Origin of the sequence: Sphingobacterium sp. (assembly GCF_039596235.1) — a bacterium.
In the GTDB taxonomy this organism is placed as follows: domain Bacteria; phylum Bacteroidota; class Bacteroidia; order Sphingobacteriales; family Sphingobacteriaceae; genus Sphingobacterium.
The window spans coordinates 466,253-489,084 of the sequence record NZ_JBCNKE010000002.1 but is presented as its reverse complement, the minus strand read 5'-3'; the positions used below and the strand labels follow the sequence as shown (position 1 = coordinate 489,084).

The following is a 22,832-nucleotide window of genomic DNA, read 5'->3' as shown; positions in this document are numbered from 1 at the left end:
TCATCAAAATAGTCCTATATTAGTTGCGACTTTAGGGGTGTCTGCATATGCGGGCTGAGATTTTACCCTTATAACCTGATCCAGATCATACTGGCGTAGGGAAAAGTAAGCTATCTACAGGATACATTACCGTATCTTATTGTGGCCATTCCTAAAGTTTTACCAAAAAAATAAAAGGAATGGAACTTACAATCAATCATCAAATCAGATTTTTCGACCCCGCACCAAATTCGCTGGCCGATCTTTTACAGGTTGAACTTTCCGGTAAAACACAAGGTGTCGCCGTAGCCGTCAATAACCAGGTTATTCCCAAAGACGATTGGCCAAAAACCTACCTACATGCCAGTGACCAGATTCTACTTATTACCGCTACACAAGGTGGTTAACCATCTTTGGAACTTATTCAATATACCTAATTTCTCCTTAACATGACATCAGAAAAAATCACACAGACCGCTTTTCCAAACTCAACCAAAGTTTTTGTTCCTGGAACGCTTTATCCCATTCAGGTTGCCATGCGCCAGATTTCGTTGAGCCCCACGAAATTGAGCAATGGACAGATCGAGGTCAACCCGCCAATCACCGTTTATGATACCTCAGGTCCCTATACAGATGGAAACCAGGAAATTGATATCCGCAAGGGTCTTCCCCGGCTACGGGAACAATGGATCCTAGACCGCGGTGATGTGCAGCAGCTGGATGGCATCAGTTCGCGGTACGGACAAGAACGCCTGGCAGACACAAGCTTAGATGAACTTCGTTTTGCTTACAGCCATAAACCGAAAGTTGCGGTGCCGGGGAAAAATGTAACGCAATTGCATTATGCCAGAAAAGGTATCATTACACCGGAGATGGAATATGTCGCTATTCGCGAAAATCAGCGTATCGCACAACTGGCCGACAGTACGCCCGGAATGGATCATCAGCATCCGGGGGAGAACTTTGGTGCCCGGACAGCCGGAAAATACATTACCCCGGAATTTGTCCGGGAGGAAATTGCTGCCGGTAGAGCAATTATACCAAATAATATTAATCATCCCGAGAGCGAGCCGATGATTATCGGCCGTAATTTTCTGGTAAAAATCAATGCCAACATCGGCAATAGCGCGGTCAGTTCCAGCATCGAAGAAGAAGTCGAAAAAGCAGTGTGGGCCTGCCGCTGGGGCGCCGATACCATCATGGACCTGTCTACAGGCAAAAATATCCACGAAACCCGTGAATGGATTATCCGCAACTCACCCGTGCCGATCGGTACTGTTCCAATTTATCAGGCGCTTGAAAAGGTGAAAGGCGTTGCCGAAGATCTCACCTGGGAAATATTTCGGGACACATTGATTGAACAGGCCGAACAGGGAGTTTCCTATTTCACGATCCATGCCGGTGTTCTCTTGCGTTACATTCACCTAACCGCAAAACGCGTGACCGGCATTGTGTCAAGGGGTGGCTCCATCATGGCTAAATGGTGCCTATTCCATCATCAGGAAAATTTTCTCTATACCCGTTTTGAAGAAATCTGTCAGATCATGAAGCAGTATGATGTTGCTTTTTCACTGGGTGACGGTCTGCGTCCCGGTGCCATTGCAGATGCCAATGATGCGGCCCAATTTGCTGAACTGGAAACCCTGGGCGAATTGACAAAAATTGCCTGGAAACACGATGTGCAAGTGATGATCGAGGGGCCTGGCCACGTGCCGATGCAACTGATCAAAGAAAATATGGAAAAACAACTGGAATGTTGTGAAGAGGCTCCATTTTACACCTTAGGCCCACTGACCACCGATATTGCGCCCGGATATGACCATATCACTTCGGCAATCGGCGCGGCAATGATCGGTTGGTATGGCTGTGCCATGCTCTGCTATGTCACCCCGAAGGAACATCTTGGCCTGCCCAACAAAAAAGATGTGAAAGATGGCGTCATCACCTACAAACTGGCGGCACATGCTGCTGATCTGGCCAAAGGTCATCCGGGGGCACAATACCGTGACAATGCGCTGAGTAAGGCTAGATTCGAATTCCGTTGGGAAGATCAGTTCAACTTATCCCTTGATCCGGATACAGCCCGTGAGTACCACGACGAAACATTACCGGCTGATGCCGCCAAAGTAGCTCATTTCTGCTCGATGTGCGGTCCCAAATTCTGCTCCATGAAAATTACACAGGAAATCCGGGATACGGCCGCACAGGGGATGTTGGAAAAATCGCAGGAATTCATCGCACAGGGAAAGGAAATCTACCTATGATCATTGCATTGACAGCAGCGGAAGAATTTGCCTCAGAAATACAGACCATACATGAGCTTTTTGTGCATGGGCTTGATCTCTTGCATCTGCGAAAATACCATTTTACGGATGAGCAAATGTATCGGTATATCGCGTCTATAGATGCGATATACCACGATAGACTGGTTCTCCACTCCCATCCGCAGCTGTCGGATGCACTTCAAATTAACAGGATTCATCGCAATGCACATGATCGCCAAAGCGGCCTATTCGATCCGCAAGACTTCGGAGGTAGCTGTTCGACATCCGTCCACCATATCGATCAGTTCAACGCATTGGACAAAAGCTGGGACTATGCCTTTTTAAGCCCTTTGTTTCCAAGCATTTCCAAATCCGGTTATGGTCAGGACACTACTGTGCTGAATCAACTTCCCCTCCGGACCAATTTTGATGTCGGCCTGGTCGGTCTTGGCGGAATACAAGCTTCAAATTGCCATCTTCCCATCCATGCAGGCGCAGATGGGATCGCCTTGCTGGGAGCCATTTGGCAAGCCCCCAACCCTATTCAACATTTTATAACATGCAAAAACTTATGCTCGAAAGACTCCAATATATCTCACAGGGGCTGACACAGGCTGAACAAAAGAACAATATCCTAAAAGCCCTGGACGCCGGAGCCACATGGATACAGATCCGATGGAAACAGGCGGAAGAAGCAGAATTCGCCATACTTGCCAGGCAAATACAACAGGTTTGCCAACAGTTTGGAGCCAAATGTATCATTAATGATTATGTACACTTGGCCAAGGAACTGGATGCTGATGGAGTACACCTTGGCTTAACGGATTGCGGTATCGCGGAAGCACGGCAGTTGCTGGGTCCCGCAAAAATTATCGGCGGCACCGCAAATAGCCTGCAAGATGTGCAGCAGCGGATCGCAGAAAATTGTGATTACATCGGCCTGGGGCCATTTAAACACACGCACACAAAACAAAAGCTCAGCCCGCTATTGGGCTTGGCTGGATATGAAAATATCTTCCGGGAAATCCATCGGCAGGAACTTCCCCCTGTTCCAATCTTTGCTATTGGCGGGATCAGCAGTGCCGAAGATATTCAACATTTAATACAGACAGGAGTTTACGGTGTCGCGGTATCGGGATTGATCACGCAAACACCGCACATTATTTCATCCATTAAAAATCTCTTCGCATGAGCACATTACACATAGCCAATCGCAGCTTCCAGTCCAGGTTATTTATGGGAACGGGCAAATTTGGCCATCTGACCGAAATGAGCGCAGCCGTTGCTGCTTCGGGTTCACAGCTGGTTACCGTCGCACTGAAACGCATCGACCAGCTTGGAGCCGATGACGAGTTAACCGCCGCACTCGACCTTACGAAAATAGACCTGCTTCCGAATACTTCCGGAGCGAGAACAGCCGAAGAAGCTGTTTTAGCGGCCCAGCTTGCCCGGGAGGCCCTGGAGACAAACTGGGTAAAGCTGGAGATACATCCAGATCCACGGTACCTCCTACCGGATCCTATTGAAACCCTACGGGCAACAGAAACACTGGCAAAGCTGGGCTTTGTAGTCATGCCGTATATCCATGCGGATCCGGTACTCTGCAAACGTCTGGAGAATGCAGGTACCGCCGTTGTCATGCCCCTAGGGGCTCCGATCGGAAGCAACAAAGGACTTCGTACGCTGGACTTTCTGGAAATTATTATCGAGGAGAGCAATGTCCCCGTCGTCGTTGACGCTGGAATCGGCGCCCCTTCGGATGCAGCAAAAGCCATGGAAATTGGGGCGGATGCCGTACTGGTCAACACAGCAATTGCCGTTTCCGGAAATCCGGTACACATGGCCGAGGCTTTTAAACAAGCTGTCATCGCTGGACGTCAAGCTTATGAAGCAGGTTTGGGCACGCTTTCCACCGGCGCGGTCAGTTCAAGCCCGCTAACTTCATTTTTATTTGATTGATGCTGCGTTATGAACAATTTTAAAGAGATACTCGACCAATACAGCTGGGAGGACGTTCAGAAGAGAATCTATAACTGCTCCGATCAGCAGGTACGCCAAGCTTTACACAGGGATAATCTGACCTTGGATGATTTCATCGCGCTGATATCGCCCGCTGCAGCGCCTTATCTGGAACAAATGGCTGTCAAAGCCCAGCAGATCACACAACGCCGCTTTGGTAAGACCATACAGCTCTATGCGCCACTTTACCTCAGCAACGAATGCCAGAATATCTGTACCTACTGCGGGTTTAGCATGGACAATAAAATTCGACGCAAAACGCTGAATAATACAGAACTATTGCTCGAAGCCATGGCACTCAAATCCATGGGTGTCAATCATGTATTACTGGTCAGCGGTGAGGCAAACAAGACTGTGGAAATTAACTATTTTCTACAGGCCATTGCACTGCTCAAACCTCATTTCGCCCAGATATCCATCGAGGTGCAACCGCTTGAACTAGCGGAGTATCAGTTGTTACAGGCTGCCGGAGTATATGCTATTTTAGTGTACCAGGAGACTTATCATCGGGAGGTCTACAAAAAATATCATCCCAAAGGCAAGAAATCCAATTTTGATTATCGTCTTGACACCCCCGACCGCATCGGGCAGGCGGGTATTCACAAAATCGGATTAGGCGTGCTACTCGGACTGGAAGATTGGCGTGTGGACAGCTTCTTTACCGCGGTCCATATCGCTTATTTGCAAAAGCGCTATTGGCAAACACGGTATTCCATCTCCTTTCCACGGCTACGGCCAGCCGAGGGCTCCGTTGCTCCTAATTTCGATCTTTCGGACAAGCATCTGCTGCAATTGATCTGTGCTTACCGCCTGTGGAACGAAAACCTGGAAATTTCCATTTCTACCCGGGAAAACGAACGTTTTAGAGACCATATTATCCCTATCGGTGTAACGACAATGAGCGCGGCCTCCAAAACAAATCCAGGAGGCTATGTCGTCGATCCTCAGGCGCTGGAGCAGTTTGAAGTAAGCGACGAGCGGGATATGGACACCATAAAAAAACAAATCCAGAAAATGGGCTATTCCCCTGTAATGAAAGATTGGGAAAGCAGCTATTCAGGACTAATCCGTTAAGTGGATGAAAGAAGACCTTATATTCGAACGCTATAGCCGACAGATTTTTATTGAGGAGATCGGTGTTTCGGGACAACGCAAAATCATGGACTCCAAGGTGCTCGTCGTAGGGGCGGGCGGACTGGGAAGTCCTGTATTACAATATCTCGCTGCTGCGGGCATTGGCAAACTTGCCGTGGCCGACTTCGACCGGGTAGAGCTGCATAATCTCAATAGGCAGGTCATCCACAGCGAAAGACAGCTGTCTAACAACAAGGTCAGCAGCGCCGCCGACTTTATACAGCAGCACAACAGTACAATCGATTTTCGGCCTATACCTGTTAAAATCGAGGCGGATAATGCCGCAGAAATTCTTCAGCCTTATGATATCATTGTGGATTGCTGCGACAACTTTAAGACGCGTTACCTGCTCAATGAGACCTGTCTCAAGCTCGACAAGCCCCTGGTGTATGGCAGTATATATGGATTCGAAGGCCAATTGGCCGTGTTCAATTATCGCGGTAGCAAGCACTTGCTGGACTTATTTCCGACAGCCCCCCCTCCTGAGCAGGTACCCAACTGCGATAAAAATGGCGTATTGGGTCCATTAGCGGGGATAATAGGCAGCATGATGGCCATGCAGGTACTTAAGCTGGCCGCCGGGCTGCCAGTAGACTGTAATCAGTTGACCCTCGTCGATACACTGCACTGGCGCTTTACGAAACTTTCTTTTTAAAACAGAACCCAAGTAGCCCTCCTCTCTGGAGAGCTACTTATTTTACGGGAAAATTCACGGAAAAACGCTTATTGGCAAACAATATTTTCTAATTTTAGTTTATATATTAGCAAGCTAAAATCTTAACGATACAATCTGGAATGAAAAAAGTCACCTATCCATTACTATCTCTCGCTTTATTACCTTTATTTTCAATTGCCCAAGAGACGAAGATCACTGCTGATGAGCTCTTTGCCAAAGCACGAAAGGTAGCTTTTGATTCAAAAGATTATCCACAGGCCATTCAATTATCAAAACAGGCCCTTCAACAGGCGCCGGATTATACAGATATCGGCATCTTCCTGGGACGTCTCTATACCTGGTCGGACAAGGTTGATTCGGCCCGTACACTTTTTCAGGAGCTGGATAGAAAAAATACGAAGGATGAAGACTTTTTTCTCGCTTATGCGGCACTGGAGTACTGGAATGATCAGGCTGAAAAAGCGACCCAACTGACCGACAAAGGATTGGGTTTTCACCCGCAATCTCAGGACCTGCTCTTGTTAAAAGCCAAGATCAACTATAGCGCCAATCACTACGAGGTTGCCGAAAATGCCGTCCACCAACTCCTTAAAATCGACCCCAAAAATGCGGAAGCGCGGTCTCTGGCCAAAAACATTGAAGAATATACCGCTAAAAACGCCATTGGCCTAACCTATAATTTCGTCTATTTTGACAAACAGTTTGACAACAACTGGCACATCGTTGGCTTGAGCTATAAACGGGCTACGCCCATCGGCTCGGTGATCTTTCGGACAAATTATGCGAATAAGTTTGCGGAGAATGGTGTACAATTTGAAATGGAAGCTTACCCACGCCTATCCAAGCTATTTTATCTTTATGTCGGAGCAGCCTACTCCAATAATGTGGGCATATTTGCCAAATACCGTACGGGTGTCTCCCTATACGCCAACTTACCAAACAGTTTTGAAGGGGAAATCGGTTACCGTCAGCTCCATTTCAGTGACAATATCTGGATGTATACAGCTTCCGTCGGAAAATATTACGAAAACTTCTGGTTCAACCTGCGAACATACCTTACACCCGGCGAGAAGAATATTTCCCAGTCCTATACCGGAACAGTGCGTTACTATACCAAAGGTGCAAACGATTACTTCGGATTTAGTGCTGGTACAGGTTTGAGTCCCGAAGAAAACCGGAATAATTTATTGGATAACGCACAGTACAAATTAAAGACATTTAAAGTGGGTGCAGAATATAATTTTTCGGTCAAACAAAGCAACCTATTTTCGATCTCCGGCACTTATTATAACCAAGAATTCCGACCAAAAGAAAAAGGAAATCAATTGGACATCATCCTTGGTTATATCCGCAAATTTTAGTCTTTTTTCAAGGGCCTAAAATAATTGCTGTAAACGCTATCCGGTAGCAATTGCTTTTGAGTATAAAACAGTTTGTTCTTGCGCTTAAACAATTCAAAGTGCTTGGACATTTCTTCTTTTGCAGCATCCGAAGCAATATCCTCATTGAGGGTTCCATCCAGATGGTATAATTGTCCCTCAGACAGGTGATAATTGCCCCGTACAAAATCAGCCAGCTGATTTTTGCTCTGCATCATGGCAATCCCCTCGCCTTTTGCCGACACACCTTTGTCAAGTCCCTGGCCGATCCAGGTCACCTGAGCTGGAGTTTTCAGCGCAAAATTTTCTCTGTAATAAGCCAGCAACGAAGGTGCGACATCAAAATGGCTCACAAAGTTGTGGAAGGTCTTTGTTTCTTTTAGGAGCGGTGAATAAATCAAAAGTGGCACATGATAACGGTCGATCTTGCTCTGTAGCGGAATCTCCGGCATGGCATGGTCTCCCGTGATAACAAAAATGGTATTTGCAAAATCGGGTCTCTTGCGATATTCTTTAAAAAACTGCTCCATGGCATCATCCAAATTTAAGACCGAAACAAGCTGAGTCCGGTTTTCCAGGGCCCATTTTTTTTGCATTGGCGACAACTCCATCGATGCAATCCGCTGATCAAATAGCTGCTCATAATGGGCCGCATTATTAATCAGGAAAGGATTGTGTGTAGATAGTGTAAGCAGCACATGGAAATAGGGATCCTGCTGCACTTTCTGTACTTCAAGCAATTTGCTAAATACAGCCTGATCTTCATAGCCCCAGCTTTCGCCGCCTTTTTCCGGCAACTTCTTATAAGGGGAAGCGAAAGCTTCCTGGTCAACAAGCCGATCAATCTTGTTATAGTCCATGAATTTTTTCATGAAATCGAAACCGGAGTGGCCACCATAGAAGAACCCTGTACTGAACCCGTTATGCTTGAGAATATTGAACAGATTAAAGTTGTCCGGCAAGGTATCCTGCTCAAGGAAACCGTGCATGGCGAAAGGCAATGAGCCGGTTAATGTAGGTAATACGGAAAATGTCCGTCCCGAGGAGCTCATATTATTATCCCAATACAGGGACTGTTTTTTTAATGTGCTTATAAATGGCGTAAAGTTGCCGATATATCCATTTTCCGAACTATAGGCATGGCCTAAACCTTCAATCACAAGAATGACTAAATTGGGCGGCGCTGTTGTCTTCTTTAAATAGGCGCCCAGGAAATCCTTGGTATCCTCAGTTTTCAGAAAGGGAAATTTACTATCCAGTTCTTTGGTATCCGCATCATCCTGATAAAGTGCCGCCAGCATGCCGGGATGTTCCTCCACATAATCTGACAAATTGGATTCAAAAAAATACCGCCACTTACTTCGGCTTGCATTGGCTACGAATTCATCTTTTGCCGAAGCATTTCCCAAAATCGAAGCTGAAGAAATAAAACAGGACACTAAACCCAATGACAAGCATGCAATTCCCGCATAAGCCTTTTTAAAAGTCTGCTTATTGGCAATCCAAAGGGGAACCCAGGCAATCACAATCAATACTAAAAGTAAAGCGATATTTGTAAAATTCAGCATGCCACTGGCCTCCAAAATCTGCTTCATTTCTTCGGAACTGTAATAAAATAGGTCGGCACCCAGCAGATTTCTCGATTCAGCAAAATACAAAAACAGGATAAATTGAATAACGATAATTGCTGAGCATGATAAGACCAATAGAAACTTGGACCAAAAACTGCTGATAAACTGAAGCAATAAGTACCCTAACCCCAGACAGCCCAACACCTGTAAGGCAAAGATCAGGTTATCCACAAGCAAATACTTGCCCGCGTTCGCTTCGGCAAGCTGGGAAAAACGTCGGCCATACCACCACCATTCCGCACCGACGGACAGCATATACAGCACAAAGAAAGCCAGCATAATAGGGCCTATTCCCTGCAAAGCTGCATTTAATCGCTTAGCCAGGTATTTCCAAACAGACTCATTTGCCTCTTTTTGCTGAAACCCCTGCCTTGTCATTTCGCCCCAGCCATGCTGCTTGCGAAAATAATCCACGACTCCCTGCACACCGGCTTTGACAACAATGGGATGAAAATATAAAGGTTCAAGAACCGCTGTTGTAATTAAGGTCGAAAGATCCCGTTTTTTCGTATAGACCTGATGACTGACAAGGTCAACCAAGATGGCATAGATGGAATAGAGAATTCCGGAAGCGATGACCAGTGAAAATAAAGCAAAGAAGAAGGGCCAGTTAATAATTCCTAAAATAAAAAAGATCACAAAAACAATGTAGCCTGTAAATTCGACGATAGGCCCTAAAAACTCAAATAAAAACCAATAAGGCATACTGATCATACCAAAACGGCCATATTTGGGATTAAACATCAGCTTGCGGTGCTTCCATAGCGTCTCCATAGTCCCTCTCATCCAGCGGTTGCGTTGTTTGCGCAAGACCTCTTTCGATTCTGGCACTTCCGTCCAGCACAGCGGATCGGGAATATTAACAACCTCATAGGCTTGTTTCTGTTCTTCCATATAGCGCCGCATACGAACCACGAGCTCCATATCTTCACCTACTGTATTTCTGTCATAGCCACCACAGGCCAAAACGATCTGCCGATCGAACGCCCCAAAGGCACCAGAAATCAGAATCAGTCCCGAAGCGCGGGACCAAGCCATCCGCCCCAAAATAAAGGCACGGATATATTCCAAAGCCTGCGTACGGCCCAACCAGGACTTCGGAAGATTGACATCCGTCACAGATCCATTGATCACATTGCAATTATTGGCCAAACGGATTACGCCGCCACAGGCGATTACACGTTTGTCTGTTTGTTCCAGAAAAGGTTTCGCCAATTTTAAGATCGCATCCTGTTCGAGGATACAGTCGACATCAATACAGACAATATAATCACCGGCAGAAATATTGACCCCGACATTCAGCGCATCGGCTTTACCGCCATTCTCTTTATCGACAACAATAAGTTTTTTAAAGGCCGGATTTTTACTTTTATAGATCCCCCGAATTTCCTTGGTTTCAATATTTCCCTGGACAAAAAAAGAAGTGGCCTCAAGTTCGTATGCCGCGATCAGCTTTTGCATGGAATCATCCTTACTTCCATCATTTACAATGATAATTTCCAAATTATGGTAATAGAGGGATAATAAGGAGCGTACATTTTCAATGATGGTCATGCCCTCATTATAGGCAGGTGCAATCAGACTGAATGTAGGAGCATTGGGATTTGTAGCAATGATGCTGTAATCGGTAAACGCGTTTTTATGTTTATAGCGAAATACCGCCCCATAAGCATACAGCCCTATCCACGTGTAGATAATAAATACGGCAGCTGAATACAGCAAAAATAGCCAAACTACAATTTCATATACAATATGGGAAAATTCTAACATTTTTTCTCTTGCAAAGCGTGTTTAATAATCTGTATAAGCTCGTCTCCGGTCGCTGGCTCCTGCGAAATTTCGCGCAAGTAATCTGTTTTCCCTAAAATCACCAGCACTTCGGCCGCAGCAATTTTAATCGATACTGCGGTATTATTCCACAATTGTTCCTTCAGAAAGTCCTCACTTTCCCTGCTCCTGGCGACCTTCATGGATTTTAGAATTTCGAGCTGCACATCAATAGGCTGTTGATCGAAGCAGGCGATAAACTGACTGATCGTCGCACTATTTTCTATCGCCTGCATGCTGCGTATGGCCTGCACACGAACGGGTGTGGACGGATGAGCAAGCAATTCGTTTACTGCCGTATAGAATGACAGCAGTCTAAATTTGCGGATCAGGCGTAAAGTAAAGATAACGACGGAATCATTTGTACGCTTTAACCAACTGTAAACCTGCGCATCCGAAAGTTCAGGTAAATGTTGAATAGAGTACAGAAGGCGTAATTGCTGCCAGTCCGATAGGGGTTTATCAACATCTTCGAGAAATCCAAGGCCTTCATAGCCCTGAAAGCTTACCATAGCATACTGCGCTTCCTGATAAACGGCTGTTCGGTCATCATTTAGCTTCGCTTTTATTTCAGGAATTGCCGCCTCAACACCCATAGCTGCCAGTTCCTGTATGCCGCCTGCAACTAGATAGGCTTTTCTTTGCCGTAGTTTGCTCCAAGCTTGATCTTCCAGTTTAAAGTCATAAAACAGGCTATTGATGGCTTCTTTGGCGGCTCCCGAAAACTTCCGGTCGGAGTCTACCAGCACCTCTAAAAAAAGTGCCCGAAAGGAGGGTTCTTTTAAATGCTTGCTAAACTCCTGATCCCGTTCACGATTTGTATCACTGCCCACAATCGTCTCCATAATCTTATATTCAATAATCTGTCTCCAGGATTGCCGGTTGTGCAAGATCCTATAACTATAAAAGCTATATCCCAACACGGCAATAATCAGCAACAATACCAGAATTAGGACGAAAATAATCGCTAGGATAAGCTCATGTAGGAAGATATGGTTGGGCATACAATACGTTTATTTATTTGTTAAGCGTTTTATTCTCAGGATAAGCTCGTTTGGACTGAAGGGCTTAACCATAAAGTCTGATGCGCCAAGATCAAAGGCATCTACGACGACTTCTTCCTGCCCCATGCTTGACAACACAATGACAGGAATCTTCTTTCCGATACGTTTTATCGCGGACAGAATTTCGATGCCAGAGGCAAATGGCATCATAATATCGGTTACCACCAGATCGAAATCCGATTCTTCGATCTTTTCGATCGCTTCCTGACCATTTCTGGTCAAAACAACTTCATGTCCTTCCTTTACTAATTTGTGTTCTACGGTACGTAAAATTAACTCGTCGTCTTCGGCAATTAAAATCAACATATTCCTATTTGTTTAAAATTTTCGCAACCAAGTCCAAACCGACCTCCATTTCTTTTTCAATAGCGGCAAAGGCTTTTGAGAGATCGGTATCGGGTGAAATACTAAGTTCCAGTTCTTCCGTTAATTTGGCCAGTTTAATCAATCCGGCGGTTGAAGAAGTTCCCCTTAATTTATGTAATAGCTCCTTCATACGCTTCAGGTCATTGTCCTGTATTGCTGCTGCAATCTGGGTGCTTGAAGCGGTAATTTCTTTGATGACCAAGTCGAGAAAAAAGGATAAAAATGCGGGATCATCGCCTGCCTGTTCATGCAGACGCTGTACATCCAAATGTGTTTCCAGCTCAGTTGTTTCGGCCGCTGACACATGAGCATTTTCAACAGATAACATCGCCGTTGTCAAGGCATTGAACAAATCCTGTTGGCGAATAGGTTTAGCTAAAAAATCAGACATTCCGGCATTTAGACAGCGTTCCCTTTCTCCGGAAATATTGCCGGCTGTGATACCGATAATGGGTGTATTTTGATATTCTTCCATCTGACGGATCTGTTTGGTCGCTTCGATACCATCTACTTCGGGCATTTGTACATCCAGGAGAATCAGGTCAAAATGCTGTGCCTTACACGCCTGAACTGCTTCTGCACCATTTGACACTTCTGTCAAAATTGCATCAGGCATGATACTGGCCATCATCCTGACATTCAAAGCCATGTTGACCGCATTGTCATCCGCCAGCAAAACCTGTATGTCCTTTCCATAGGCATCAGCAGGTAGAGATAGATTTATCTTCGCCTGTTCCACCTCTTCCTTATTTTGTTGGATAGCCCTACGCAGGGTTTGGTACAACTCATCCGATTTAATGGGCTTTAATAGGCAAAACGAACCTTCTTCCTGTCTAAATGTTGAAATGACTTCATGCTCTTCGGAAGAGGTATGCAATACAATCAGGGGAATACCTTCTTCCTGTTGCCGAAAGAGTTCCTTGATCTTTTCAATGGTTTCAAGGCCCGATAAAATGGGCATATGATAATCCATTAAGATCACATCGAAGCGCTCGCCCTTCATCAGCAATTGCAAAGCCTCCATACCATTTTCCGCCAACACAGATTCGACCTGTTTATAACTCAGCATATGCTGCAGAATGGTACGGTTATTTGCATTATCATCTACTACAAGTACCCGATTTAACGGTAATTGAGCATCTTCCTGCTCCACCGCTTCGCAGCAAACATCAATATCAAAATAGAAGGTAGAACCAGCACCCAGCTGACTGATGAGGTTCAACTTGCTCCCCATGTATTTCAATAAATTATTGGAGATCGTCAGTCCTAAGCCCGTTCCGCCATAACGTTTGCTGACCGAACTGTCCTCTTGCGTAAACGCATCAAAAATACGCTTCTGTTTTTCTTCCGGAATTCCGATCCCTGTATCACGCACTTCAAAACGCAGCCGTAACTTATCATCAGCATGGTGAAGCTGACTTATTTTGAATTCAATTTCGCCTTTTTCAGTAAACTTAACCGCATTGCCCAATAAATTAATCAGGACCTGTTTGATACGTGCTTCGTCAACCCATATCAAGGCTGGCAATCCTTGCTCAATATTTAAAAGCAATTCAACTTCCTTTCTTTGCGCCTGATATAAGACAACGTTGATCACCTGATTGGCGATATCGTATACATTATATTTATCGACAAACAGCTCCAGTTTCCCAGACTCAATCTTCGAAAAGTCCAGAATATCGTTGATGATATTTAATAGGCTATTGCCAGATTCATTAATGTAGCCCAAGTATTGCATTTGGATATCGTTCAGCGGTGTTTTCAATAAGAGATCTGAGAATCCGATCACACCGTTTAAGGGGGTCCGGATTTCATGACTCATATTGGCCAGGAACTCTGATTTAGCTTTACTTGCCAGATCCGCCATTTTTTTTGCGTGCTTTAATTCCTCATTTTTCTGGACAGATTCCGTAATATTCTGTGTGAAAATAATAATCCCACCAATGCTTCCATCGGTCAAATGCCAGGGTCTTACTTCCCAGTTGAAATGCTGTGGTTCGGCTATTCCACCCACTTGAATGACCTCGTCTATATTCTTATAAGGAATCCCCTGCAATGCATCCTGATAGATTTTCTTCCGCTGGTCCGGGATATTTGGAAAAAGTTCAAACAGGTTTTTATTAAGTAATTGAGTTTCATCTTGATGAAAGTCTTCAATCCATTGATTGCTCAATGATACATAGTTAAAATCGCGATCGAACATCGCTACGGATGCGGGCACATAATTCACAAACGCACGCAGCATGGCTTCTTTGCGTTCAAGTTCCAGGTACAGCGACTTACTTTTATCAATATCCTGGATAATACCAAATACCCGCTTACAGACATCATTTTCAAATTCAGGAATTCCTTTTACCCTGACCCAGATTGCTTCTCCGTTCTGTTTCAGCAGGCGTAATTCCGTGTCATAAGGTTTTCGGTTTCGGACTGATTCATCAAATATCTGCCTTAGGGCGATTTGGCTTTGAGGTTCATAAAAACCGATGGCATGTTCAAAATCCGGAGTAAAGTCTGGATCAACGCCATGGATCAACTTTGTGGAGTCGGACCAATAGACTTTATTTTCAGCCAGATTTACCTCCCAGCCGCCGACCTGAGCAACCGCATTGGTCTGCTCCAGAATTTGTTTGGTATGCAGCAGATCATTTTCCAAACGCATGCGATCGGTCATATTTAAGGCTGTACTGACCACATAGGGTTTGCCCTCTTCGTCCAGTTCGACCATATTATGATAAAGCCAGTAAATATCTTCACCGTCTTTTGTCCGCAAGACCATCATTGCGGAGTCCTCTTTATTTTTAGCAATACGTTTTAAGTACTCTTCAACCAATGCCACATGATGTGGCGGAACCAATTTTTTCAGATTGAGCGATTTTACCTCTTGCTGTTCATATTTCAGCATGGCTCTTCCCTTTTCATTGACAGCGAGAATATTACCTTCCATATCATGCATGCTCATCAGGCCAATGGCATTTTCAAAGAAACTACGGAAGCGGCGCTCTGAATTTTCCAGTTTCAGTTTTTCCTGACGTTCTTTGGTGATATTCCGGCCAAAGGCCAGGATTTCATGGTTGATGGCGTCATGTTTAAAATGCCACTCAATAATAACTTCGCTGCCATCCGCGGCGGAAGTTGATGATGTCGATTGAAGGCCGGAATCAGCAGCTGCGATCTGTTTTAAATCAGCAGCTAGTGTTTTCTTATCATCTTGCAATAATGTAAAAAGGGATTTTCCAATGCTATCTAGCCTTGATATCCCCAGCACGCCGGTAAAAGCCGGGTTGACATCTTTAACCAGACAGTTTTCATCCAACACACAGATAACATTGTTTGTCAACTGAAAGATCTCGGAGAAATATCCAGCCTGTCGCTTTCTTTTCTTTCCAAGTAGAATCTTGGTCACTCCTTTTCCAAGCTCTTCCAATAAATGTCGCTGCCGTTCCGAAAGTGATTTTGGTTGAAAATCGATCACACAGATGGTTCCCAGCACATCTCCATCCTCATCCATCAACGGTACCCCGGCATAAAAACGGATATTGCCCTCCCGGATCAAGGGATTGGCGGAGGAGCGTGGATCTTCAAAAGTATCCTCGATAACGAGCAGTTCCTTACTCAAAATCGTATATTGGCAGACGGTATTTTCTCTTTCAACAGTATCCAGCTCCATACCCACACAACTTTGTATACGCTGTGTTTGCTCTTCCATCATCGCTATCAACGATGCGGGACAATCGGTAATCAAACAGGCTGCCTGCGCAAATACATCCAACTCGGGATCTTTCCCTAGTCCCATTAACTCATAAGACTTTAATTTCTCTATCCTTCGCCATTCATTTTCAGGGAAGTTCTGATTTGCCATAAGCTACTGTTTGTTATTTCTGGTTTTAATATGCCCGTGAAGTTAATAAAAAATCATTGTTTAATACCTAACCAATAAGGAAATATCATTGGATTGCTCCTATATAAAGAACAATATTATCAGCAAATAGTTGGTATCAGTGCGCAGAAAGTTTTTAAAAAACAATTCTAAACCACTAGCGAAAATTCTTAATAATTAATTTTTTAAAATTACAAACTTATTCTATTCGCCTATAGATTGCTTTTTTCCTATGGAATAGTTTAGCTTACAGGGGGCTTAGAAAGAAAAAAGGTTCTACTTAGAGAAAGTAGAACCTTTTTTAATGGAAGGAATGTAATTAAAAAAGTTTTTCAATACTTTGTTCGGCATACCCGGCACTGGCTGTCATTCCTTTACCGCCGATACCTGTGCGGACATGGATACGTGGACTAATGTCAACTTCGAGAATATGGTCTTTATGTTGTGAGTAGAAGCCCGACCAAGACGAAGCAATCCAGTCTTTCTGCATCGGAATAATACGGTTCGCCTCAGCGATCATCAGTTCGTTAATATAGGTATCCACTGCAAAACCCAGTTCGTCCAATCGATTACCGGCTGCATATTCATGTGAGTCGCCAACAATAATACTACCATCGGTAGCCTGTTTAAATAAAATATGTATACCATATTTGCGTAGGTCATGATAATGCTCAGGTACAGGAATAGCGCCAAATGAAGGACAATATTCCTCGAAGCTTTCATAACGGCGAATCGTCAACCCAGTCAGTATATTTCCGGGTAGCTGAATCTGCGGCATAGGCTTGGTACGCATCATTTGTAATTTACTGATTTCTAAACCACTGTCATCAAATAGAGAACGATATAGGATTTTAAATTCATAGCCGTTACAGATAATTACTTTCGATCCCGCAAAGACGTCGAGGCTACTTGTTGTCAAGCGTGCCATTTCATTGGCATCTTCGCAAGCGATAACCGTTGTGTCATATTTCAGGGTATACTGCTCAAATTTTGCCTGCATAAAGATATGCAGCTGGCGAATCATTGTTTCGGGCTCAGCACTGAGTTCCTGATCAAAAACAATGGCTTCTTTTACGTAATCCGCATGCATGCTGGGATATTTTGCCAGGATCTGTTCTTTGGTCCAAAGCGCATGTTCATACCCTTTTGTCTGATAATGTGCGGATAATTCGTGGATAACCTGCACTTCATCGGCATCGGACGCGATATAAATACTGCCATTATTCCGAATGGAAATATCCATTTCCCGTTGGATAGCTTGGTATATTTCCAACCCCCTTACACCATAATCAAACCATTCCCCTGCCATTCCTGAAGGTACTACTTGTCCGAAGTTGCGCACAGTAGACCCTACAGGAAAATTATCCTTTTCCAGCTGCAGCACACGTAAGCCTTTTTTCAGTGCGTGATAAGCATGGAAAGTCCCGAGGATACCACCTCCAACAACAATTAAATCATATGTATTTGTTTTCATTCTTTAAAAATATTAGCATTAACTTATTTGTACTTCACCATTGGAGGCTTGCCAGGGCTGTACCAATTTATCATCTTTTTTTGTTTTCATCTGTTCTTTCTTGCGAACGAAATAAACCAGTGAAAAGATCGCCAAAATAGCGCCTATAATTGAAGCAAGGTAAACCAGCTGAATGAAATAAGCACCCCAGGTGACTGAATTTGGCAAAAATTCTTTATTCATTAATATCAGAAAGCTTCCTAAATACCCCACCGAATCAGCCATATACATCACAAAACCGATATTACTTTTCATACGGTAAGTCGCAATCATCCGTTCAAAAAATATGGCATTGTAAGGAATATAGGCCATGTAAAGTCCCAACCCCACCAATAACATCCAACTGAGTCCCCCAATCCAGTGACTGGTAAATAGATAGGTAGAAATCCCTGCAATAAGAAATCCCAGAATAATCATGTAATGAATCAGCTTAAATGCCTTCAGGTTGTTTTTTACCATAATCAGGCAGCCTATTAAAATTAATACAATTAATGCAATCGTTCCATCGACTTTCGCAAAAATACCGGCCCCTTGGAGGTGTAACATCTGCCAGATTTCAATCTCGAAATTGTCCCGCACATCGCGTAAAATGGTCAGCATTGTATAGATAATAATAGTCAGGATGATACCCGGCATAAATACGCTAAAAAAATGTTTGCGCATCGTTGCATCCATTGCCACGCGTTCGGTCCGTAAGCGCTTATCTTCTGTGGTCGGTCCAGGCGCATTTTCCAAAATCCATACACACAGCACAAAGGGTAAGAAAAAAAGCATTCCCGTTAAAAAAGGCATCCAAAATTCATTAACATCGAAAGTAGCCATTAACCAACGCCCTACAGTCTTGATAAAACCAGACGCAAAAATCAGACTTACCGACATGACGGCTCCCATAATTTCCGTATATCGACGACCTTCGAGGTAACTGAACACCAAGCCCCAAACCATGCCTAATGGAAAGCCATTGATAAAAAGAAAAATGACATTCCACGGTTTTGGTAAAAGCGCAAAAGCCAATAACCCCGCCCATGAAATACAGATCAGGGCAATTAAATAACGGCCTCTATGCCGTTGCTTGCTTTCCGAGATAAATTTAATTCCGTAGAACTTCGAAAATAAATACCCCAACATCTGGATAATGACCATGCACACTTTATAATCTAAACCAAAAATAGATTCACTGGCAAAAGCCGAAGCGGTGAATGATTTCCGAAATGAATACATACTTGTATAACATAAAAATGCTGTAATAGCCAATAATATGGCCACCGAACGCTCGTCTAATCCCGCAATACGTCTTTTTACTCGCTGGTTAAAATCCATGATTTAGAATTTTTAACGGACTTTATTGTCCGCAATCAAAAGTAAATTCTGGAAATTAACACAACACTAAACTTTTGTTAAGTATTTATAAACAAATATAAATAGCCGACGTGATATTGTGTGTAGAAAAATAAAAAAAGCATCATTGAATGATCAATGATGCTTTTTCTTGTTGTTTAGTGTAGGGCTAGCGTTTATTTTCGAAGAAATACACAATAAGCATTAATGCTTTTTCCTTTCCTACATTGCGCGGTGTATGCGATAATCGTCCATTAAAGAAAATGGAGTCCCCTTCTTCCAACCCGATCTTTTGGTCCTGAAATACATACTCCACCTGTCCGCTGATGATATATTTATATTCATAGGCCTCCGTTTCTACCATCGGGCGCTGTGCATCGGGCTGCAGTTCCAAAAGAACAATATCCATGGTGGAGCTATCCATGGTAGAGGTGAAGATTCTTTGATAATGAAATCCTACTGCATGTTCCTTTTCGAAGGCCGTATAGCTGTCTTTTTTTCGTACAACTATAGGACCTGCGTCGAGGTCGGAATTAAAATCTTTGAAGAATTCATTCAGGTCAACATCCAATGCATTGATAATGTTGATTAACACCAACAGGGACGGAATCGTTCGATTATTTTCGATCTGTGATATCAGCCCCTTACTTACACCGGCTTTATCGGCAACCTCCTGTATCGTGATTCCTTTCTCCTTGCGGATCTCTTTAATCTTATAACTTATTTTGAATAGAGTATTATCTTCCATAATTGGAGTCAAAAATAAACATTATTTTCTCGGTCGGTATGTTAAGTTTTTGTCACTTAAATAGTCAATTGATTGCCAGATCGGTAATCCATTCATAAATAGCGAACACCTTATATTAGCGTATATTAAGTAGCTGGTAACCATTGATTGGTTATTGATAAACTTTAACCCAGTCTACACGCATTTCGACTGGCAACTGTTCGGGATCTACTTTTCCTACCCAACTACCGCCAAGCTGCTGATCTATCAATAGGTAAAAAGGCTGATCATACGGCCATTGTGAAGTATCAACACCGTTTATACGTGGGTAAGTAAATGTATCCACACCATTCAATTGAAATACAATTCGATCTGGATACCAGCTTATACCATAGACATTATATGCTCCAGCCTTGACTTTTGCTGTTCCCGAATGTTTGGGATTATCTTTTTGTCCGAGATTCAACGTATAATGCGAATGCGTCGTCTGATAAATAATATCATCAAAATTGAGGTGTTCCATGATATCAATTTCCCCATTTCTAGGGTAAGGACCGTATTTATCCAACTCGGCCAGCATCCACATGGCGGGCCATGCGCCTTGCGCACTACCAAGTTTTGCTCTTATTTCGATACGCCCATACTGAAAAGCAAACTTTCCCTTACTCCATATCCCACCCGTTAGAAATGGCCTTGTATCTTTCTGCTGATCAGTGTTCCGGATTCCTTTGAGAATCAATTCTCCTTTTTCCCATCCAAAACAGGCGTCATCTTGGCTCATATGGCGGTTCCAGTCCGACCCACCTGCAGGAATCCGGCTCCATTTGCTCGTATCCAAATTTGGTGAATTAAAGTTGTCTTCCCACACAAGTTTCCATTTTTTTGTTTCCCGTCCGGGATTTTGCAAATACACCTGGGGGTTTTCTTTTGGATTATGATGTACACTGCACGCGGATATGAGGATATAAAACAGGCCTGCACCTAAAATTCGCTTCATTTAAATTAATTATTTTCTATAGTCAATACAAAACTACCCAATTTATGGATAGCGTATTAAATATAAGACCTTTTTAAAAAGGAACCAGCATTAATATCAAACAACTGATTAAAACATCGGATGACTGTTAGCGGACTCCTTGGGCACATCTTGCTGTGCGTCCCAGTGTTCCACAATCTTTCCATTTTCTAAGCGAAAGATATCTATTGTAGACTTGAGACTACCATCCGCATTTTTATTCTTAATATGAATAAATACGAGATCACCATCTGAGGCAATACGTTGCACGTCTACCTTGGTTTTAGGCTGCCCTTGAAACCACTTTGCAGCGGCGGCTTTAAATGCGGCTGCACCATCAGCTACATGAGGGTTATGCTGAATATATTCCGGCGCAATATATTTGTCTACGGCCGATAGATCCTTGTCGCCGAACATCTGCTGATAGAAGTCTAATACGATCCGTTTATTTTCTTTATTGATATCTAGCTGTGTCTGATCCTTTTCTGCGGGTTTGTTATGCGTGCTTTTTTGCCCACACCCGGTAAATAAGAGCGCTACGATTGCTGTCAACAGCATAAAATTTGTTCGTATTTTCATTATCTGAACGTATTGATGGATAAAAAACCGATTATATGTCTCAGTTTGGTATTGATAATACCCAATAAACAAACATTTGGTTTATCATTTTGTTTTCAACCAGTTGTTTCCTTTAGTGAAGAATACGCTGAAAAATAATGGCATGATAATTGAAAATTACCCCATAGTATAATATTCAGAAATATACATTTCATAAATTTAGGTTAATAATTGGTTAGATTAAAACACCAGAAGTCCCCAACTTCTGGTGTTTTTTTAAAATAGTCTGTTTTCTATGGATCAGAAAGAATCCACAGTTGACTTTTAGGGCCATTGCTGCCTCGTAGAAGCACGAAAGTCTTGTTTAAAGCCCTACTCCTTTTAAACAGTTATCGACAAGCTAAAACAAAAAATGCATTTCCTGTTTTTATTAATCTAGTTCAATGATTTTATTTCTTAGCTGCCGTAATTTTACAATAGTTAAAAAAATAAAAAACACACTTATGGACAATAATATATTAGGACTACACCATATTACGGCAATAGCTGACAATGCTAAACGTAATCTCGATTTTTACACTGGCGTACTGGGTCTTCGCTTGGTAAAGAAAACAGTAAACTTTGACGATCCCGGCACTTATCATTTCTATTTTGGCAATGAGCAGGGCAGCCCCGGCACCATCCTCACCTTTTTCCCTTGGGAGGGCATCGGTAAAGGAACGCAGGGGGCTGGAATGGCAACCCATATCGGCTATGCTGTTCCCGAAGGAAGTCTTGCTTTCTGGAAAGACAGATTAAAAGCGCATAAGGTCGCATTCCAGGAAAATGAAATCTTTGGCGAAAAGTTAATTTCATTTACTGATCCTGACGGTCTACAGATACAATTTATTGAACCATTAACAAAAGATCACAGAAAGGTATGGACAACCGCAGATATCACGGATGAAAATGCTTTAAGGGGATTTCATAATATTACCCTATCCTTAAAAGAGGCTGATCCGACACTCAGGGTCTTAACGGATATATTAGGATACAGGGTACAAGGTCAGGATAGCGAACGCTACCGGTTGACGACCGACAGCATAGATACGGCCAATATTGTTGATATTCTGGCAGATCGCAAGCTACCTTACGGTCGTAATGCTGCCGGCACGAATCACCACGTGGCCTTTCGGGTAAAAGATGATAACGTTTTAATGGAATATCGCGAAAAGGTGCTTTCTGCAGGTTTGGATATTACACCAAAAATCAATCGGGATTACTTTTTCTCCCTTTACTTCCGGGAACCTGGTGGCGTTTTATTTGAGATTGCAACAGACAATCCCGGATTTACCGTGGATGAGCCCTTGGAGCATCTTGGAACAGCTCTTAAATTGCCAAAACAATACGAAAGTCATCGGTCGCAGATCGAAGCTACGTTACCAAAAATAAATTAGAATTCAACGTAAACACGATTAAATACAGC

At 43.4% G+C, this 22,832-nt stretch carries 18 protein-coding genes and 1 riboswitch; of the genes, 9 read left to right on the top strand and 9 right to left on the bottom strand.

The window, feature by feature from the left end; translation table 11 throughout:
• Positions 1 to 23 precede the first annotated feature (23 nt).
• Positions 24 to 119: riboswitch (TPP riboswitch) on the top strand.
• A 60-nt stretch (positions 120 to 179) separates the two neighbouring features.
• The 8 genes from thiS (at position 180) to ABDW32_RS06160 (ending at position 7,433) form a co-directional block, all read left to right on the top strand.
• Positions 180 to 386: a sulfur carrier protein ThiS gene (thiS, locus tag ABDW32_RS06195; RefSeq protein WP_343560495.1), complete on the top strand. Its 207-nt coding sequence runs from the start codon at positions 180 to 182 to the stop codon at positions 384 to 386.
• 42 nt (positions 387 to 428) lie between these two features.
• Complete coding sequence (thiC, locus tag ABDW32_RS06190; protein ID WP_343560493.1) at positions 429 to 2,243, top strand: phosphomethylpyrimidine synthase ThiC; 1,815 nt, start codon at positions 429 to 431, stop codon at positions 2,241 to 2,243.
• Positions 2,240 to 2,851, top strand: coding sequence for a thiamine phosphate synthase (locus tag ABDW32_RS06185; RefSeq protein WP_343560491.1), 612 nt, complete (start codon positions 2,240 to 2,242; stop codon positions 2,849 to 2,851). The genes thiC and ABDW32_RS06185 overlap by 4 nt, the downstream gene beginning before the upstream one ends.
• Positions 2,815 to 3,435 (top strand): thiamine phosphate synthase, encoded by a 621-nt coding sequence (gene thiE / locus ABDW32_RS06180; RefSeq protein ID WP_343560489.1) that lies wholly within the window; start codon positions 2,815 to 2,817, stop codon positions 3,433 to 3,435. The genes ABDW32_RS06185 and thiE overlap by 37 nt, the downstream gene beginning before the upstream one ends.
• Complete coding sequence (locus tag ABDW32_RS06175; RefSeq protein WP_343560487.1) at positions 3,432 to 4,202, top strand: thiazole synthase; 771 nt, start codon at positions 3,432 to 3,434, stop codon at positions 4,200 to 4,202. The genes thiE and ABDW32_RS06175 overlap by 4 nt, the downstream gene beginning before the upstream one ends.
• 9 nt (positions 4,203 to 4,211) lie before the next feature.
• The gene (thiH, locus tag ABDW32_RS06170; RefSeq protein WP_343560485.1) at positions 4,212 to 5,336 is read left to right on the top strand and encodes a 2-iminoacetate synthase ThiH; all 1,125 of its coding nucleotides are present in this window, start codon (positions 4,212 to 4,214) and stop codon (positions 5,334 to 5,336) included.
• Between the two features lie 4 nt (positions 5,337 to 5,340).
• Entirely contained in the window at positions 5,341 to 6,051 is a 711-nt protein-coding gene (locus ABDW32_RS06165) for a HesA/MoeB/ThiF family protein (protein WP_343560483.1), read from the top strand.
• Positions 6,052 to 6,191: 140 nt separating this feature from the next.
• Positions 6,192 to 7,433: a YaiO family outer membrane beta-barrel protein gene (locus ABDW32_RS06160; protein ID WP_343560481.1), complete on the top strand. Its 1,242-nt coding sequence runs from the start codon at positions 6,192 to 6,194 to the stop codon at positions 7,431 to 7,433.
• Here ABDW32_RS06160 and ABDW32_RS06155 read toward each other — a convergent pair.
• The 9 genes from ABDW32_RS06155 to ABDW32_RS06115 all read right to left on the bottom strand — a co-directional run bounded on the left by ABDW32_RS06155 (position 7,430) and on the right by ABDW32_RS06115 (position 21,388).
• On the bottom strand, positions 7,430 to 10,852 hold the full coding sequence (locus ABDW32_RS06155; protein WP_343560479.1) for a sulfatase-like hydrolase/transferase: 3,423 nt from the start codon (positions 10,850 to 10,852) through the stop codon (positions 7,430 to 7,432). The genes ABDW32_RS06160 and ABDW32_RS06155 overlap by 4 nt on opposite strands.
• Positions 10,846 to 11,913, bottom strand: coding sequence for a hypothetical protein (locus tag ABDW32_RS06150; RefSeq protein WP_343560477.1), 1,068 nt, complete (start codon positions 11,911 to 11,913; stop codon positions 10,846 to 10,848). Before ABDW32_RS06150 ends, ABDW32_RS06155 begins: the two co-directional genes overlap by 7 nt.
• Before the next feature lie 9 nt (positions 11,914 to 11,922).
• Positions 11,923 to 12,279 carry a response regulator gene (locus ABDW32_RS06145; protein ID WP_343560475.1) on the bottom strand — a complete coding sequence of 119 codons (357 nt, stop codon included), beginning with the start codon at positions 12,277 to 12,279 and terminating at the stop codon, positions 11,923 to 11,925.
• A gap of 4 nt (positions 12,280 to 12,283) precedes the next feature.
• Positions 12,284 to 16,198: a response regulator gene (locus ABDW32_RS06140; protein WP_343560473.1), complete on the bottom strand. Its 3,915-nt coding sequence runs from the start codon at positions 16,196 to 16,198 to the stop codon at positions 12,284 to 12,286.
• 337 nt (positions 16,199 to 16,535) lie between these two features.
• Positions 16,536 to 17,690, bottom strand: coding sequence for a TIGR03364 family FAD-dependent oxidoreductase (locus tag ABDW32_RS06135; protein ID WP_343560471.1), 1,155 nt, complete (start codon positions 17,688 to 17,690; stop codon positions 16,536 to 16,538).
• Between the two features lie 18 nt (positions 17,691 to 17,708).
• A complete protein-coding gene (locus ABDW32_RS06130; protein WP_343560469.1) occupies positions 17,709 to 19,049 on the bottom strand; it encodes a DUF5690 family protein in 1,341 nt (446 codons plus the stop codon).
• A 187-nt stretch (positions 19,050 to 19,236) separates the two neighbouring features.
• Entirely contained in the window at positions 19,237 to 19,815 is a 579-nt protein-coding gene (locus ABDW32_RS06125) for an XRE family transcriptional regulator (RefSeq protein ID WP_343560467.1), read from the bottom strand.
• A gap of 151 nt (positions 19,816 to 19,966) precedes the next feature.
• Positions 19,967 to 20,791 (bottom strand): glycoside hydrolase family 16 protein, encoded by an 825-nt coding sequence (locus tag ABDW32_RS06120; protein WP_343560465.1) that lies wholly within the window; start codon positions 20,789 to 20,791, stop codon positions 19,967 to 19,969.
• Positions 20,792 to 20,899: 108 nt separating this feature from the next.
• Positions 20,900 to 21,388 (bottom strand): ester cyclase, encoded by a 489-nt coding sequence (locus ABDW32_RS06115; RefSeq protein ID WP_343560463.1) that lies wholly within the window; start codon positions 21,386 to 21,388, stop codon positions 20,900 to 20,902.
• A 482-nt stretch (positions 21,389 to 21,870) separates the two neighbouring features.
• Between ABDW32_RS06115 and ABDW32_RS06110 the strand changes: the two genes are divergently transcribed.
• A complete protein-coding gene (locus ABDW32_RS06110; protein WP_343560461.1) occupies positions 21,871 to 22,803 on the top strand; it encodes a ring-cleaving dioxygenase in 933 nt (310 codons plus the stop codon).
• The last annotated feature ends 29 nt before the right edge of the window (positions 22,804 to 22,832 follow it).